At 69.8% G+C, this 16,287-nt stretch carries 17 protein-coding genes; 2 read left to right on the top strand and 15 right to left on the bottom strand.

The genetic code is table 11. The features are described 5' to 3' along the window. Positions 1 to 93: 93 nt before the first annotated feature. From BUF17_RS10070 to BUF17_RS10040, 7 genes are all read right to left on the bottom strand, one after another. Positions 94 to 714: a GNAT family N-acetyltransferase gene (locus tag BUF17_RS10070; protein ID WP_175563669.1), complete on the bottom strand. Its 621-nt coding sequence runs from the start codon at positions 712 to 714 to the stop codon at positions 94 to 96. Then, the gene (locus BUF17_RS10065) at positions 711 to 1,289 is read right to left on the bottom strand and encodes a GNAT family N-acetyltransferase (protein WP_175563668.1); all 579 of its coding nucleotides are present in this window, start codon (positions 1,287 to 1,289) and stop codon (positions 711 to 713) included. Before BUF17_RS10065 ends, BUF17_RS10070 begins: the two co-directional genes overlap by 4 nt. A 189-nt stretch (positions 1,290 to 1,478) precedes the next feature. Further along, positions 1,479 to 1,748, bottom strand: coding sequence for a 50S ribosomal protein L27 (gene rpmA, locus BUF17_RS10060; RefSeq protein ID WP_073628094.1), 270 nt, complete (start codon positions 1,746 to 1,748; stop codon positions 1,479 to 1,481). 100 nt (positions 1,749 to 1,848) lie between these two features. Further along, on the bottom strand, positions 1,849 to 2,163 hold the full coding sequence (gene rplU, locus BUF17_RS10055) for a 50S ribosomal protein L21 (protein ID WP_073628092.1): 315 nt from the start codon (positions 2,161 to 2,163) through the stop codon (positions 1,849 to 1,851). 422 nt (positions 2,164 to 2,585) lie between these two features. Next, positions 2,586 to 3,581 (bottom strand): Hsp33 family molecular chaperone, encoded by a 996-nt coding sequence (locus BUF17_RS10050; protein WP_073628090.1) that lies wholly within the window; start codon positions 3,579 to 3,581, stop codon positions 2,586 to 2,588. Next, on the bottom strand, positions 3,578 to 4,516 hold the full coding sequence (gene argF / locus BUF17_RS10045; RefSeq protein ID WP_073628088.1) for an ornithine carbamoyltransferase: 939 nt from the start codon (positions 4,514 to 4,516) through the stop codon (positions 3,578 to 3,580). The genes BUF17_RS10050 and argF overlap by 4 nt, the downstream gene beginning before the upstream one ends. Next, positions 4,513 to 5,796: an aspartate aminotransferase family protein gene (locus tag BUF17_RS10040; RefSeq protein ID WP_073628086.1), complete on the bottom strand. Its 1,284-nt coding sequence runs from the start codon at positions 5,794 to 5,796 to the stop codon at positions 4,513 to 4,515. Before BUF17_RS10040 ends, argF begins: the two co-directional genes overlap by 4 nt. 503 nt (positions 5,797 to 6,299) lie before the next feature. Between BUF17_RS10040 and BUF17_RS10035 the strand changes: the two genes are divergently transcribed. Next, positions 6,300 to 6,869 carry a GcrA family cell cycle regulator gene (locus BUF17_RS10035; RefSeq protein WP_073628084.1) on the top strand — a complete coding sequence of 190 codons (570 nt, stop codon included), beginning with the start codon at positions 6,300 to 6,302 and terminating at the stop codon, positions 6,867 to 6,869. Between the two features lie 122 nt (positions 6,870 to 6,991). Here the strand turns inward: BUF17_RS10035 and BUF17_RS10030 are convergent, their stop codons facing one another. Further along, complete coding sequence (locus BUF17_RS10030; RefSeq protein ID WP_175563667.1) at positions 6,992 to 7,423, bottom strand: NUDIX hydrolase; 432 nt, start codon at positions 7,421 to 7,423, stop codon at positions 6,992 to 6,994. A gap of 64 nt (positions 7,424 to 7,487) precedes the next feature. Next, the gene (locus BUF17_RS10025; protein ID WP_073628082.1) at positions 7,488 to 10,223 is read right to left on the bottom strand and encodes a cation:proton antiporter; all 2,736 of its coding nucleotides are present in this window, start codon (positions 10,221 to 10,223) and stop codon (positions 7,488 to 7,490) included. A gap of 547 nt (positions 10,224 to 10,770) precedes the next feature. On the opposite strand from BUF17_RS10025, the gene BUF17_RS10020 reads away from it, so the two are divergent. Next, positions 10,771 to 11,424, top strand: coding sequence for a septation protein A (locus BUF17_RS10020; RefSeq protein WP_073628080.1), 654 nt, complete (start codon positions 10,771 to 10,773; stop codon positions 11,422 to 11,424). 317 nt (positions 11,425 to 11,741) lie between these two features. Here the strand turns inward: BUF17_RS10020 and BUF17_RS10015 are convergent, their stop codons facing one another. The 6 genes from BUF17_RS10015 to BUF17_RS09990 all read right to left on the bottom strand — a co-directional run bounded on the left by BUF17_RS10015 (position 11,742) and on the right by BUF17_RS09990 (position 16,269). Then, positions 11,742 to 12,239 carry an AprI/Inh family metalloprotease inhibitor gene (locus tag BUF17_RS10015; RefSeq protein WP_073628350.1) on the bottom strand — a complete coding sequence of 166 codons (498 nt, stop codon included), beginning with the start codon at positions 12,237 to 12,239 and terminating at the stop codon, positions 11,742 to 11,744. 400 nt (positions 12,240 to 12,639) lie between these two features. Continuing rightward, on the bottom strand, positions 12,640 to 13,161 hold the full coding sequence (locus tag BUF17_RS10010; protein WP_244530831.1) for a BA14K family protein: 522 nt from the start codon (positions 13,159 to 13,161) through the stop codon (positions 12,640 to 12,642). 186 nt (positions 13,162 to 13,347) lie between these two features. Beyond that, positions 13,348 to 13,707: a 50S ribosomal protein L20 gene (gene rplT / locus BUF17_RS10005; RefSeq protein ID WP_073628077.1), complete on the bottom strand. Its 360-nt coding sequence runs from the start codon at positions 13,705 to 13,707 to the stop codon at positions 13,348 to 13,350. Between the two features lie 49 nt (positions 13,708 to 13,756). Further along, entirely contained in the window at positions 13,757 to 13,957 is a 201-nt protein-coding gene (rpmI, locus tag BUF17_RS10000; RefSeq protein ID WP_073628075.1) for a 50S ribosomal protein L35, read from the bottom strand. Between the two features lie 306 nt (positions 13,958 to 14,263). Next, positions 14,264 to 14,800, bottom strand: a complete 537-nt coding sequence (infC, locus tag BUF17_RS09995; RefSeq protein ID WP_244530845.1) for a translation initiation factor IF-3 — start codon at positions 14,798 to 14,800, stop codon at positions 14,264 to 14,266. A 254-nt stretch (positions 14,801 to 15,054) separates the two neighbouring features. Then, on the bottom strand, positions 15,055 to 16,269 hold the full coding sequence (locus BUF17_RS09990) for a glycosyltransferase family 4 protein (protein WP_073628072.1): 1,215 nt from the start codon (positions 16,267 to 16,269) through the stop codon (positions 15,055 to 15,057). Positions 16,270 to 16,287 lie beyond the last annotated feature (18 nt).

The following is a 16,287-nucleotide window of genomic DNA, read 5'->3' as shown; positions in this document are numbered from 1 at the left end:
GGATCGCGCGGCGCGCCTCGGCGCTGCGCCCTTCAATGATGCTGTCGCGGATCGCTCAGGCACCGGGTTTCGTCACACGTTCCGGCCCGGTGCTCAAGCGCCGACCTCGCGGAACCGCCCGCGCGTCAGCATGGTGTCGATATGCGCGACCTCGGCGCCGCGCGCAAGGCAGAACACGTGGGAGCGGCCGACGACCTCGAAGCCGAGCTTCGCCTGCACCGCCAGCGAGGCGGGGTTGTCGTGGAAGGCGCCGCTGCGCACCGCCTTCACCCCGAGCGCCTCGAACGCGAAGGCGAGCACGCCCCGCCCGGCCTCCGTCGCGATGCCATGCCCCCACCGGCTGCGCGCGATCCAGTAACCGAGTTCCGGCGCCGGGGCGAACAGGGACACCGGCGAGAACGACAGCCCGACGAGGCCGGCGAGGCCGTTGCCATCCTCGATCACGAGATGAAGCCCGTGCCGGCCTTCGGCATCCGCCCGCGCCCCGGTGACGAAACTCACCGCATCCATGCGGCTGTAGGGCCACGGCACCCGCGCCAGCATGCGCACGATGTCGAAATCGGCGAGCTCGGCGGCAAACGCATCCACGTCGGCGGCGCCCGGCGCCCGCAGGCGCAGCCGCGGCGTCTCGATCACGAGTTCGGGCCAGCCCTGTCCGTGCCAGGCATAGTCCTCGCCGCGCCAGGAGAGCCGGCCCGCCGAAAGCCCGGTCATGGCCGTTCCCCCGTCTCGCGGACTGCCGGCGCGTCCCCGCGCCGGGACTCGATGCGCCACGAATAGCGGCCCCACGCCTTGATCGCGCGCCAGCATTCGATGTCGAGGCGGTAATGCTCCACCGAGATCATGCCGCCGAGCGCGCGCGAGCGCTTGAGGCCGTTGCCGGCCCACTGGAAGCCGCAGCGCGCCATCACCCGCCGCGCCGCCGCGTTGGTCGGCCGGCACGCGGCCCACACCGCGCGGGGGCGGCGCATCAGGAAGACGTGGTCGATCAGACCCTGGGCGGCTTCGGTGCCGTAGCCCTGCCCCCAGAACGGCTCGCCGATCCACGAGCCGATGTCCGGCTCGCCGTTGTCGTCGCGCAGTCCGTAGCCGACGCCGCCGACGAGGCGGCCGCCGTGTTCCCGCACCAGGAACGCCGCCGCCCCCTCGCCGAGGGTCGCGCACTGGGCGATCCACGCCTCGGCGTCGGCGCGCCGGTAGGGGTGGGGCATCATCGAGAGGTTGGCGGCGATGCGCGGGTTGTCCGCAAGCGCCGTCAGTTCGTCCGCGTCACCCGGCGCCGGCGTCATGAAACGCAGCCGCCGGGTGAAAAGACTGCCTTCTTCGTCCTCAGAACTATCGCGTTCGGCAAACATGGCGGGTTCTCTCAGTCCGAAATGCACGAGGGGAGGCGGCTTCCCGTCTCCCCTCGGACATTGGACCTGATCGTTCCGTGCCGGGTCAGACGAGACCGGCGCGGGAGAACCCTTGCCGGGTAACTATTCGGCGGCCACCGTGTTCGGGACAACCGAGATATACGTGCGGCCATTGGCTTTGGCGCGGAAGGAAACGACACCCTCGGTCACGGCGAAGATCGTGTGATCGACGCCCATACCGACGCCCTCGCCCGGATGCCATTGCGTACCGCGCTGACGGACGATGATGTTGCCGGAGACGACCTTCTCGCCGCCGAACTTCTTCACGCCGAGACGGCGGCCAGCGGAGTCGCGACCGTTGCGGGACGAACCGCCTGCTTTTTTGTGAGCCATGGGGCTCTCCTATCGCTACCCGGTTCAGAACCGGAGAATTTCAGACCTGGCCCGGCGTCCCGATGCTTCGGGGCGGACCTGACGAACGAACGGACGCCGCTCAGGCGGCGTTGATGCCGGTGATGCGAACGACCGTCTGGTGCTGACGGTGGCCGTTCTTCCGGCGGGAATTCTTGCGGCGGCGCTTCTTGAAGATCAGCACCTTGTCGTTGCGGGTCTGCTCGACCACCTCGGCGGTCACGGACGCGCCGGCGACGACGGGGGCGCCGACCTTGGTGCCGGCCTCGTCGCCAACCAGAAGCACTTCCTCGAAAGTGACGGTCTCGCCGGCGGCGGCTTCGAGCTTCTCGATCTTCAGCTTGTCGCCGGCGGCGACGCGGTACTGCTTACCGCCGGTCTTGATCACTGCGAACATCGCATCATGCCTTCAGTCTTCGGCCCACGTCCGGCCCGGCGCCTCGGCGCTCCCGATCCGTGTGCTCTGGTGCCGCGCCCTTCGGCGCCGCGGCGGCCGGACCGTCCCTGACCGCGAGGCCTGGGTCGGCGGATGCGCGAAGCGGGAGGGCTTCGCGACCGGCTGCGCTGCGGACTTTGGGATGGGACCTGCCTCGCGGATTTCCCGCCGGCGGCCCCGAAAGCCTCGGGCTGCGCGTTGGGCGGGAGATTCCCGCCATTTCGAACGCGCGGACTATAGTGATCGGTCCGCGCGAGTCAATGCGGAGATGCCGGCAAAACGACATCCCGGCGACACCCGCCGGATCGCCGGCGGAGTGGCGGCGGACGGAGTGGCGGCGCATGAGCGCCTGCGCAACGGGGGCCACGGCGAACGCCGCCGCCTCAGACCTCGTCGGCGGAGAAGCGATAGACCGTCGAACAGAACTCGCAGGTCACGACGATCTCGCCGTCGACCGTCATCTCCTCGCGCTCGGCCGGCGTGAAGCCGGCGAGCACGCCCTCCACCTTCTCCCGCGAGCAGCGGCAGCGGTCGAGCATGGTGCGCGGCTCGAACACCCGCGCGCCGCGCTCGTGAAACAGGCGCACCAGCAGCCGTTCGGGCGAGATCTCCGGATCGGTCAGCTCGTGGTCCTCGATGGTGTCGACCAGGGAGCGCGCCTCGACCCAGGCATCGTCCTCCTCGCCGCCGGCCTCGGCGGAGGGATCGGCATCCTCCGCTTCTCCGGGGCGGTCGCCGGGATCGAGATCGCGGTGGGCGATGCGCTCGCCGGATTCCGGCAGGAACTGCACCAGAAGCCCGCCTGCGCGCCACGCATGATGCGGCGCCTCGCCCGGCTGGCGGCTGATGACCTCGCCGACCGCGAGCCGCACCCGGGTCGGGATCTGCTCCGACTGGGCGAAGTATTGGTGCGCCACCTCTTCGAGGCTCGCGCCGTCGAGCGCGACGATGCCCTGGTAGCGCTGGGTATGGGCGCCCTGGTCCACCGTCATCGCGAGATGGCCGTTGCCGAGCAGGGCAGCCGGGGTCGCGGCGGCGCCGAGCGCTTCGACGGCGTCGCCGTCGAAGCGGGCATAGGCGCGGACCCGGTCCGGCGTCTCGAAGTCCACCACCAGCATGTCGACCGGACCGTCGGTCGAGGTCTGCAGGGTGAAGCGGCCTTCGAACTTGAGCGCGGTGCCGAGCAGGCAGGTCAGCACGATCGCCTCGCCGAGCAGGCGCGAGACCGGTGCCGGGTAGGCGTGACGGGCGAGGATCGAATCCACCACCGGCCCGAGCAGGGCGACGCGGCCGCGCACGTCGAGGCCTTCCACCGCGAACGGCAGGACGGAATCCGGCGGGGCCGGCTGCGGCTGGGGAATACCGGCGGGCGCGTTCAAAGCACGACACCCCCGGCCTCGGCGCCGAGGCACCAGGCAAGGATGCCCTTCTGGGCATGGAGCCGGTTTTCCGCCTCGTCGAACACCACCGATTGCGGGCCGTCCATCACGCTCGTCGTCACCTCCTCGTCGCGATGGGCGGGGAGGCAGTGCATGAAGATGGCGTCCTTGCCGGCCGCCGCCATCAGGCGGTCGTTGACCTGATAGGGCATCAGCAGGTTATGGCGCCGCTCGCGTTCCTTGTCGCCCATCGACACCCAGGTGTCGGTGATGACGCAATCGACGCCGTCCACGGCCTCGAACGGGTCATGGGTGACATGGAGGCGTGCGCCGGCGGCCGCCGCGGCGGCGACCAGTTCAGGCTCCGGCGACAGCTCCGGCGGGCAGGCGACGCGCATCTCGAAATCGAACAGCGGCGCGGCGTGGACCCACGAGGCCATGACGTTGTTGGCATCGCCCACCCAGGCGACCTTGCGGCCGCGGATCGGCCCCCGATGCTCCTCGAACGTCATCAGGTCGGCCATCACCTGGCAGGGGTGCGAGCGCTTGGTGAGGCCGTTGATGACCGGCACCGTGGCGTTCGCCGCCAGTTCCTCGAGCGCGGCGTGGTCGAGCACGCGGATCATGATGGCATCGACATAGCGCGACAGCACGCGGGCGGTGTCGGCGATGGTCTCGCCGCGGCCGAGCTGCATTTCCGCGCCGGTCAGCATGATGGTCTCACCGCCGAGCTCGCGCATGGCGATGTCGAACGACACCCGCGTGCGCGTCGACGGGCGCTCGAACACCATGGCGAGGAAGCGGCCGGCGAAGGGACCGTCGACGCTGCGGCGGGCGCGGCGTTCGGCCTTCAGCCGCGCGCCGCTGTCGAGGATGTGGCGAAGCTCGGACGCCGGCAGCAGGTCGAGGTCGAGGAAGTGGCGCGGGGCGGTCATGATTTCTGCTCCGCCGGGGCCTCCGCAGCCACGGCCTTGGCCACGGCCGCTTCCGCCGCCGAAAGCTCGGCTTCGTCGAGTTCGGCCTCGATCCGCGCCGCCGCCGCCTCGAGGCGCGCCATGGCCTCCTCGATCTCCGGCTCGCGGGCGGTGAGCGGCGGCAGCAGGCGCACGGTGTTGTCGCCGGCCCCGACGCCGAGCAGGCCCTCGGCCCGCATGGCGCCGACCACCTTGGCCGCCGCAACGTTGCAGCGCAGGCCGATCAGAAGCCCCTCGCCGCGCACGAGATCGAACACCTGCGGATGGTCGTCGACGAGCCCGGCGAGCTTCTGCTTGAACACGAGGCTGATGCGGTTGACCTCGTCGAGGAAGCCCGGCTCCAGCATGACGTCGAGCACGGCGAGGCCGACGGCGCACGCCAGCGGATTGCCGCCGAAGGTGGTGCCGTGGACGCCGGGCGTCATGCCCTTGGCGGCTTCCTCGGTCGCGAGGCAGGCGCCGAGCGGGAATCCCCCGCCGATGCCCTTGGCGATCGCCATGATGTCCGGGGTGATGCCCGACCAGGAATGCGCGAACAGTTCGCCGGTGCGGCCGACGCCGGTCTGCACCTCGTCGAAGATGAGCAGCAGGCCGTGGCGGTCGCACAGCGCGCGAAGCGCCCGCAGTTCCGCGTGGGGAACGGGGCGCACGCCGCCCTCGCCCTGGATCGGCTCGATCAGGATCGCGGCGGTTTCCGGTCCGATGGCGTCCTCGGCCGCCGTCAGGTCGCCGAACGGCACCTGATCGAAGCCGTCGACCTTCGGGCCGAAGCCTTCCAGATATTTCGCCTGCCCGCCGGCCGCGATGGTCGCCAGCGTGCGGCCGTGGAACGCGCCTTCGAAGGTGATGATGCGGAACCGCTCGGGGGCGCCGTTGACATAGTGGTAGCGGCGCGCGGTCTTGATCGCCGCCTCGACCGCTTCGGCGCCGGAATTGGTGAAGAACACCCGGTCGGCGAAGCTCTCGGCGGTCAGCCGCTCGGCGAGCGCTTCCTGCTGCGGGATGCGGTAGATGTTCGAGACGTGCCAGACCCTGGCCGCCTGCTCCTGGAGCGCGGCGACGAGGCGGGGATGGGCATGGCCGAGAGAGGTGACCGCGATGCCCGATCCGAAGTCGAGATAGCGTCGCCCGTCGCTGCCGTTGAGCCATGCGCCCTCGCCGCTCTCGAACGAGAGATCGACGCGCGCGAACGTGGGATAGAGGCTGGAGGAGCCGGGCGGAACGGAGTTCGACGAAACCATGGCGGCCGCAACGGAAAAATGGACCGCCTTGGCAGGAGAGCCTCGCGGGGCGAAACTTTCCTGCGCCAAGCAAACGGCCCTGAAAACAGATCGTGCCGCCAAGTGGCGGCACGGTGACTTTTCTATAAGACCGCTTGGTCCGCCGCTGTCAATGCCATTGCGTGCGTGCATATGCCATGCGGGCGGCGACCGCGCCAGCCGCGCGGCGGGCTCAGTTGGGGATAAGGCGCCGCACGGCGGCCGGATCGCGCCGGGGACTCTTGTCACGGAGTCCAAGCATATAGTAGGTATTTGTTAACCAGTGCACGAAATGTCGTGCGCCTTGCGTCCACTGTTCCCACGATCCGGATTTGCGCCTCGGGCGGGCTTGCCCCGCGAGGTGGTGGATTCCGGCTTTGCGGACAGGGCCGCAGCCGCCTGGGCGCGGCCGAAACAAACGCAGCCAAGAACCGAAGACCTCGGCGGGCATTGGCGGTCGAAGTCGACGAATGGAGAGAGCAGCGATGTCCTGGAACGACGAGCGGGTCGAGCTTCTGAAGAAGCTCTGGATCGACGGGATGAGCGCCAGCCAGATCGCGACCTCCCTCGGCGAGGTGACGCGCAACGCGGTGATCGGCAAGATCCACCGTCTCGGCCTGTCCAACCGGGCCCGGCCCGGTGCGGCGGTCGCCGCCGCTGCCGCGGCCCCGGCGGTCGCGCAGTCCCGGCCGAAGCCGAAGATGCAGCCGGCCGCCGCGACCGCGATGGCCGCGTCCGCCGTCGCCCCGCAGCGCACCATGCGTCCCGCCGCGGCCACCATCGGCAACACCGCGCTCAAGGCCGAGCCGGTCTATCTGGTCGAGTCCGAGCCGGAGAAGCTGCCGACGACCGCGAGCGTCGTGGTGATCGACGAGCGCGTGACCATCATGATGCTGACGGAGCAGAGCTGCCGCTGGCCGATCGGCGACCCCGGCAGCGAGGGCTTCTCGTTCTGCGGCAAGCGGTCGGAGACCGGCATTCCCTATTGCACCCACCACGCCCGCATCGCCTACCAGCCGGTGGAGCGCCGCCGCGACCGCCGTTCGGGTCACTGACCGAGCCGCCGGGCCTCGCCCCGGCGGGCAAGCTCATGGTTCCGACATGTGCAGAAGCCGCGTGACCCGCCGGGTCCGCGGCTTCCGCGTTTCCGGATGCCGAATTGTGCGGACGGCGCGGCCTATTCGATGCCCAGTGCGGCGCGGGCGAACTCCACCACCCGCGCGCTCTTCGCAAGGCCGTCGTCCTCGACTTCCGCCAGGGTGAACCACGCGGCGTCGAGCGCATCGTCGTTCGCCGCCGGCTCGCCGGACTGCCAGCGGCACGCCACCGCCACCAGCACGAAATGATGGGTGAGGTCGCCGTCGGCGGAGCGGCCGATCACGTCGATGATGCCGGCGGTCGCCACCGCTTCCGCGACGATCCCGGTCTCCTCGGCGAGTTCCCGCACGGCGGCTTCGGCCACGGTCTCGCCCGGCTCGATCCGCCCGCCGGGAAAGCCCCACCGCCCGGCGTCCGGCGGGTTCCGCCGCTGCACGAGAAGCACCGCGTCGCCGCGCGCCACGATGGCGAGCGCCGCCGGAACCGGCCGCACCGGTGCGACGCCGGTCATGACCGCACACGCCGTAGATCGACGCCCGGCAGATCGCCGCCCCGGCGGCCGTGAATCCCGGCCATCAGCTCACCGCCCTTTCGCCGCCGCCCCGGTCTCGCTCGTCTTCGTCCCGCTCGCCCGGCGGATCGCGCGTCCACGGCGGCCCGGAGGGCACCGAGTCGAACGAGGGATAATCCGAGGGCTCGGCACCCTGCGCCCATGCCTCGGCCTCCGCGGCGCGCTCCTCCGGGGTACGGTCTTCCGGCGCGATGGCATCGCGAACCCGGCCCGCGCGCTCGCCCTCCCCGTCGCCGGCGTCGCCCGAGAGCAGGCCCGCATCGTGGTTCATGGACAGCCGCTGGGCCGCGACCGCCCGGACCTTGGCGTTCATGTCCGGCGACCGCTCCAGAAGCGCCCGGAAGTCCTCGCCTTCGAGCACGAGCAGCTGGCAATAGCCGAGCGCGGTGACGTCGGCGACGCGGCGCCCGCCGGTCAGAAGCGCCAGTTCGCCGATGAAGTCGCCGCGACCGAGCCGGACGGGCCGGCCGGCGGTCGAGACCTCGACCGCGCCGGAGGAGATGAAATAGACGGACTCGCCCCGCTCGCCGCGGCGGATGATGCGCTCGCCCGGCACCGCGAAGCGCGGACGCAGCAGGCGCGCGATCTGCTCGATCTGGGCTGCGTCGAGGTCCTGGAACAGTGGCAGCTTGGCGACCAGTTCGCGGGTGTTGAGGCCGAGATCGAGCTTCGGCCGCACGTCGCTCGCCCGGCGCATCGCCACGACGTTGCGCTTCAGGTCGTGCAGGAGTTCGGTCCCGATCATGCGGTCGGCGAACAGGTTGTCGTATTCGAGTTCCTCGCGGCGCAGCGCGGTGCGCACCAGGAAGCGCTCCTCCAGCGCGCGCGCATAATCGGGATATTGCAGCTCCAGCGCGGCGAGCGAGCGCGCGGTGGCCTCGATGCGCTGGGACAGGATCTCGTCGATGATGCCGGTCAGGCGCTTGCCGAGAATGGGGCGGATGCGCTGCTCCACGAACGGGCGGAGTTCGAACAGCACGATCCGCATCACCAGAACGCGCTCGAACCGGTCGGCGAGCGCCTCCACCAGCAGCCGGTCCCAGCCGAAGAAGCGGTGGACGTTGAGGCCGAGGCGGAAGGGGAGCGAGTAGCCCAGCATCCGCCGCGCCGCGCGGTTATATTCCACGCGTCCGCCCGCCCGCGCCCGCTCGCGCAGCCGGCCGAGATCGGTCAGGAGGTGCTCGATGATGCGCACCGACACGGTGCGCTCGCGGAACAGCTCCAGGATCAGCTCGCGCTCGCGGTCGGCGAGCGCCACGAGCCCGAGGGTCAGGCGGTCGCGCTCGAGGATTTCCTTCTCGGTCTCGGTGCGCTGCACCACCGTCTCGATGCGGGCGTCGTAGGGGCCGATGGCCTTCCGGGCGATGTCGTCGCTGATCTCGGCCGTCTGCGCCGCGTAGAGCACGGCGTCGCGCACATTGCCGAGCGCCACGGCCACCACGCCGTCGCGGACGGCGGCATCGAGCGGCGAGATCTGGTCGAGCCCGAGCAGGCGGATGAGCGCCCTGAGCGTGGTGCCGTTGACGAGCAGCGTGAACAGCGTGAAGCCGGTCGCGGTGGCCGCGATGAAACGCTTGATCTCCGGGTCGACGAACGGGTTCTCGGTCACGGACAGCGCCAGCGCCAGCGTGACCGCGCCGCGCAGGCCGCCCCACACGATCACGAGCTTGAAGGCGTTGGAGACCCGCTGCGACAGCCTGAGGAAGCTCAGGAGCGGCAGCAGCGCGAACAGCACCGCAGCCCGCGACAGGAACGCCGCGAGGACCAGCACGCCGAGCGGCACGAGATCCCACGGGCCGATGTCGCTGAGGAGCCGCGGCACCAGGATCGAGGCGAGCACGAAGATGAGGGAAGCCGCCCAGAACTCCACCTGTTCCCAGATCTCGCGCAGATAGCGCCAGGAATCCGGGGCGACGATGGTGGGGGCGTGGATGTTCACCGCGATGCCCGCGGCGACCACCGCGACGACGCCGGAGATGTGGAACAGCTGTTCGCCGCCGATATAGACGAGATAGGGCAGCGCGACGCTCAGCGTGACGAGCGCCGGCGGGATGTCGCGCACCACCCGGAACAGGAGATTGCCGAGCAGCCCGCCGAGATAGCCGAACACCGCGCCGCCCACGCCGGCGATGGCGAAATGAACGAGCGCGCCGGAGAAGCTCATCTTCGCATCGGAGACGAGCAGGCCCAAGAGCAGCACGAACAGGGTGATGGCCGCGGCGTCGTTGAGAAGGCTCTCGCCCTCGACGAGGCGCGTCAGGCGCGCAGGCGCGCCGAGTTCGCGGAAAATGGCGATGACGGCGACCGGGTCGGTCGTGGCGACGATGGCGCCGAGCAGCAGGCAGGCGACCAGCGGCTGGCCGGTGATGGGCGCGAGCGCGAAGCCGATCGCGAGCGTCGCCACCAGCACGGCCACCACGGCCAGCATCAGCACCGGCGCCGCGTCGTCGGCCAGGCGCCGCACGTCGAGGCTGAGGGAGGTCTGGAACAGGAGCACGGGCAGGAAGACGTAGAGGAACGTGTCCGCCGTGATCGGCAGTTCCACGAACACCCGGGCGACGCCATCGAGCGCGCTCGCCGTCGGCGAATAGAAGATGAACGCCGCGACGGCGCCGATCAGGATGCCGACGGTCGCGAGAATGACCGACGGCGGCACCTGAAGCCGTTCGGCCAAAGGCTGCAGCAGGGCGATCAGGACGAGAAGGCCGGCCACCGCAGCCAGCACGATCGGCAAGGTCATGGCGTTCCTTCAAAACGGCGCAAGGCGGGCGGCACCGGACGCCGTCCCCGGCCATCTTCGTCCCGGGCGTCACCGGGTGTCCACCCGTCCGCGGCGCATAATGCGTCGCGAAGGCCGCAACCGGCCGTCTACGCCCCTTTGCCTGCGGGGGATGCCCGGACCGGCTGGGCAGGAGGAGCCTCCGGAACGGCTGCCGCAGGCCGGCCCCGGGAAGGGCCGTCCTCGAAACGATGTGATGGACCGGTTCCGACGATTCGACTGTAGGTTATGACGCGTGGAGAATGGCATGGCCACTATGGCGCAATCGCGGCTGCAAGGTCCGCGAAATCTCCGTTCGGCTGCCGTACCACGATCGACACAATCGGGTGTCACTTGCAGGCATCACTTCCCGGTATCAAAGGCATCACTTGCCGGTATCAATTGCCTGCGCCACTCGCGGATACCACTTGCCCACGCGACTTGATCGTCGCGGCGAACGGGCGCAAATGTCGCGGACGGCGAATGACACATCGGCGACCCGGCACCGGCTCTCGCGCAAGGACCTCGTATGAACGACCAATCCATCCGCCCCGCGCGCGCCGCGGCCGGCACCGGCGGCAGGGCGAAACGCAAGCTTCCGCCGCTCGCGAAGCTGGCACTGGAGCTCGGGCCTCTGCTGGTGTTCTTCGTACTGAACGGCCGCGCCGACCTCTTCACCGCCACCGCCGGCTTCATGGCGGCCACGGTCGCGGCGCTCGTCGTGTCCTACGCGCTGGTGCGGCGGCTTCCGGTGATGCCGATCGTCTCGGGCGTGGTGGTGCTGGTGTTCGGGGGGCTGACGCTCGCCCTGCACGACGAGGTCTTCATCAAGCTCAAGCCCACCATCGTCAACCTGCTGTTCGCCTCTGTGCTGCTCGGCGGCCTCGCGTTCGGCCGCTCGCTGATCGGCCATGTGTTCGACGAGGTGCTGCGGCTGGACGAGGAGGGCTGGCGCAAGCTGACTCTGCGCTGGGGCCTGTTCTTCCTCGTGCTCGCGGCGATCAACGAAGTCGTATGGCGGTCGTTCCCGACCGATTTCTGGGTGAACTTCAAGGTGTTCGGGGTGATGCCGCTGACGCTGCTGTTCGCCGTGGCGCAGGTGCCGCTGATGCAGCGCCACGCCCTGCCCGACGACCGGGATCCCGGCGGCCCCGGCGATGCGACGGAGCCGAACAAGAGCTGACGGCCTTCGGCCCCAAGGGGCCGGCCGTTCAAACCCACGCTTGTAAAGCTGGCGCGATTTCCTCTCGATCGGATGTCCATCCGATCGGAAAGCGCGCGAGCCTATCCCGTTCAGATCGCGTCGATCTGAACGACAAGGATAGGCTCACGCTTATAAAGCTGGCGCGATTTCTTCTCGATCGGATGATCCATCCGATCGGAAAGCGCGCGAGCCTATCCCGTTCAGATCAGCCGATCTGAACGGCAAGGATAGGCTCACACTTTTGAAGCTGGCGCGATTTCTTCTCGATCGGATGATCCATCCGATCGGAAAGCGCGCTAGCGGCTGACCGTCAGGCCCGTGCCGTTCGACAACCGGCCCTGGAAGGTGCTCGGCGCGGTCGAATAGAGCGTCGCGACCGGCGCGGCGTTGGCATCCTTCAGCGTGATCTCGTTGCCGTTCAGGTCCCAGGCCGACACGCCTTTCAGCACGTCCGACTGGCAGCCGCGGGTCGAGGCGCGATACCCGCCGGTCCACCCCGTCAGCACCATGAAGAGCTGGCAGCGCTGGCCGTCCGCCTGGATGGTCCAGCCACCGATCAGGTCGGAGCGCTGCACCGCGAGCTGCGCCTCCGGCGGGGGCAGGGCCGCCGGTTCCGGCTGCACCGCCGGCTGCGGCTCCACGGGCGGCGGGGGAAGCTGCGTCACCGCGACGGGCGCCGTCGGCATCGGCTGGATCGGGGCCGGCTGCGCCGGAGGGGGCGCGCCGAAGCGGGTGCAGCCCGCGGCCACCAGGGCGAGGCCCATGCTTGCGACGATCGCACGGCTGCGAATCATGATCTCGTTCTCCAGATCGGAACCCGTTCCCAACGTCGGACCCCGCTTCCAGGGCTGGCGCCTGCTCCGGGATCGGAACGCACGCTGGAGCCCGGTAACGGCGCCCTCTCGACCGATGGGCCGTGAACAGGCTCGAAACACCTCAATCCGGCGCGGCTGGGCGCACCGTCGTCAACGCACTCATACCGGCTTCGCCGGCAGACGGCTTTCCGTCCGGCCCGCGTCCTCGTTGGCGGCATTGGGCAGAACTGCCCCCGCCCCGTCAACGCCGACGCCGTTCCGACCGGCGCGATGCTGCGGTTTTCGCGCGGGCGGGGCAATGCAACAACAGTCGAAGCCGTCGGCCGTTCCCCGCCGGGCGATCAAACCCGGTCGGATGCCCCGAACCCGCTGCGGGGGGTCAGGAACAGAAGCGCGTGACGCCGTCGAAACCGACGATCGTGCCGGTATTCGGGTTGAACGAGCGGTAGCGGGAGGAGCAGTAATTGTACCAGGCCGGCGACCACGGCGGCGGCGCGGCGGACGCAACCGCCGGCGGCGGCAGGGGAACGGGGGCGCCGACGACGGCCGGCGGCGGATAGACCACCGGCGGAGGCGGTGCGTAAACGACGGACGGCGGCGTGGTGTAGATCACCGACGGCGGGGTCGTGTAGACCACCGGCGGCCCGACATAGGGCGGCGGGGGCGGCGCATAGACCGGCGGGGGCTGGCTCGCGACCGCGGCGCCCAGGATCGCGCCCGTCGCCAGACCGATGATGCCCGCGGCCGCGACCGCGCCGCCGTTATAGCCGTTGTTGTAGCCGGGTCCCCAGCACGGCGCGTTCCCGCAGCCCCAGGCCTCGGCCGGGGAGCCCGACGGCAGCACCACGGCCATGGCGGTGAGCGCGACGGCGGCGAGCGCACCGGCGCGGCGCGCCGGCAAGGAGGCACTGCGGCCCGAAGGTGAACACGTCGCGACCATGAAAGCCTGCCCCGGGAAATGGACGATGGCGCCAGCATAGCAGCAATCGCGGCAAATCGGGGATCACGAAGGCCGGTCTGCCGCGCAGACGAAAACGGCCGCCCGGAGGGGGCGGCCGTGATGTCGTTGCCTTCGCGAGGATCGCGTTCAGGCGGCGAGCTGGGTCTTCGCCTGCTCGACCAGGGCCTTGAAGGCCTCCGGCTCGTGGATCGCGAGATCGGACAGGACCTTGCGGTCGACCTCGATGCCGGCCTTGGTCAGGCCGTCGATGAACCGCGAATAGGTCAGGCCGTACTCGCGGACAGCGGCGTTCACGCGCTGGATCCAGAGAGCGCGGAAATTGCGCTTCTTGGCCTTGCGGTCGCGGAACGCGTACTGAAGGCTCTTGTCCACCGCGGCCTTGGCCGTGCGGATGGTGTTCTTGCGACGGCCGTAAAAGCCCTTTGCGGCTTTCAGGACCTTCTTGTGCTTGGCATGGGCGGCAACGCCCCGCTTCACGCGCGCCATGGCGGTTGCTCCTTGAAAAGATGAGAGGTTTTAGGACGCGGCCAGAACGTCAGCCGTTCGGCAGGAAGTTCTTCTTGATGATACGCGCGTCGGCATCGGCGAGCACGGTGGTGCCGCGGGCATTGCGGATGAACTTGGTCGTCCGCTTGATCATGCCGTGGCGCTTGCCGGCCTGCTGAACCTTCACCTTGCCAGTGGCGGTGATCTTGAAGCGCTTTTTGGCGCCGGACTTGGTCTTGAGCTTGGGCACTTTGGCTCTCCTGAGTCTGCGGAACCCGGCAACGGAAAACCGCCGGCCCCTTGCAGGGCCCTTCGGCCTTCCCTTGCGGATGCCTTGAGCATTTCGGGCCGCCACGGCATGCCCTTTCGCCGGGCGGTCCACGAAGACGGCGGCTTATAGCGCCCCTTGCCGTGAAAGGCAAATGCTGCCGGCGCTGGCTGCGGCGCCGGCGCGGCACACGCCAACCGGCACCGACCGGACGCCCAAATGAAAAGCGGCCGGCGATGACCGGCCGCTCTCCAGAAATCCGACGTCAGGCCATCCGGCCTCGCGCGATCAGCGCGGCGCCAGCACCATGATCATCTGGCGGCCTTCCAGCTTCGGCTCCGCCTCGACCTTGGCGATCTCGGTCGTCTCGTCGCGCACGCGCTCCAGGAGCTTCATGCCAAGATCCTGATGCGCCATCTCGCGGCCACGGAAGCGAAGCGTGACCTTCACCTTGTCGCCTTCCTCGAAGAACCGCAGGATGGCCCGCATCTTCACCTCGTAGTCGTGGGTGTCGATGTTCGGACGCATCTTGATCTCTTTGACCTCGACGGTCTTCTGCTTCTTGCGCGCTTCGGCGGCCTTCTTCTGCGACTGGTACTTGAAGCGGCCGAAATCGAGAATCTTGCAGACCGGCGGAACCGAGGTCGGGGCGATCTCGACGAGGTCGAGGCCGGCGGCCTCCGCCATGGCGATGGCTTCCGACGTGGCGATGACGCCGTGGTTGGTGCCCTCGGCGTCGATCAGCTGGATCTGCGGAATACGGATCTCGTGATTGATGCGCGGCCCCTCTTTCGTGGGCGGTGGTGCGCGGAACGGACGGCGAATGGTCGTGCTCTCCTCAAGCCGATGATGGGATGCAGGGTGCCGGCTCTCCGGCATCTGGCCGGAAAACGCAATGTGCCCCGAGCGCAGCGCGCCGAGGCAACGATCGATCGTCCGGCGATCCTTACAATACGGACGGCATGTTTCTGAGAATTGTGGCGGAAGTCAACCAGCTTCGCTCGGCGCGTATCAGGATTGCACGCCGGGAGTGGACCCTTCGGGCCCGAATTCACGAAGATGTTGCCCCGGCAGCGCTTTCAGCCGACGTCGAAACCCTTGCCCTTCGCGGCGAGCAGCGCGTCGTAGACGGCGAGCGTCCGGCCCGTCATCCGCTCGAGCGAAAATTCGGCGTTGACGTGAGCCTGGGCGCGGCGGGCGAGGGCGTCGAGGGAGGCGGCATCGAGCTTTAGAACCTCCGCGAGCGCGGCGGCGAGCGCATCGGCATCGCCGGGCGGGACGCGCCAGCCGGTGCGCTCCGCGGCCGGGGCGTCGGGCGGGGCGACGACCGTTTCCGGCACCGCGCCGAGATCCGTCGCGATCACCGGCTTGCCCGCCGCCTGCGCCTCGACCGCGGCCCGGCCGAACGCCTCCGGCTTGACGGAGGCGACCGTGACCACGTCGGCGACGGCGAGCGCCGCCGGCACGTCGGCGCAATGGCCGACGAGGCGCACCCGGCCGACGAGCCCGGCCGCGGCGATGCGGGCCTCGAGTTCCTCGCGGTAGCCGTCGCGACCCTGGGCATCGCCGGCGAACACCGCGACCGCGGTGCGGTCGCCGGAGGCCGCCAGCCGCGCCATGGCGTCGATCACCACAGAATGCCCCTTCCAGCCGGTGAGCCGCGCCAGCACAAGCACGACGCGCTCGCCGGGCTTCACGCTCCAGGCCTCGCGGATCGCCGCGACGCGCGCCGCGCCGACGGCCTCCGGCCGGAACGCGCCGAGATCGGAGCCGCGGTGGATGGTGACGATCCGGCCGGCGGCGAACGGGTGGCGCGCGGCGATCTCCCGCGCGGTCCAGCCGGAATTGGCGATCACGCGGTCGCCGCGCGCCATCACCGAATTGTAGAGGCTCTTCAGCGCCCCGCTTTCCTTGTAGGCGCCGTGGAACGTGGTGACGAACGGCACGCCGAGCCGCCGGGCGGCGAACAGGGCCGACCAGGCCGGCGCCCGGCTGCGGGCATGGATGAGGTCGGCGCCTTCGTCGCGCGCGAGGCGGGCGAGCGCGCCGATATTGCGCACCATCCTCACCGGATTCTTGGAGGCGGCCGGAAACGTGACATGCTTGCCGCCGGCGGCCTCGATCATCGGCACCATGCGGCCGCCGGTGCTGGCGACCACGGCCCGCCCGCCCGCCGCCACGATCGCCGCCGCCATGTCGACCGCGGTCTGTTCCGCGCCGCCCGTCTCCAGGCTCGGCAGCACCTGCAGGATGGTCGGCCGGCGGCCGTTCGGGGGCGGAGCGATGGCGGGCATGATGCGGTCGGCCTTCCG

Source organism: Pseudoxanthobacter soli DSM 19599, assembly GCF_900148505.1.
In the GTDB taxonomy this organism is placed as follows: Bacteria; Pseudomonadota; Alphaproteobacteria; order Rhizobiales; family Segnochrobactraceae; genus Pseudoxanthobacter; species Pseudoxanthobacter soli.
This window is presented reverse-complemented; position numbering and strand designations above follow the sequence as displayed.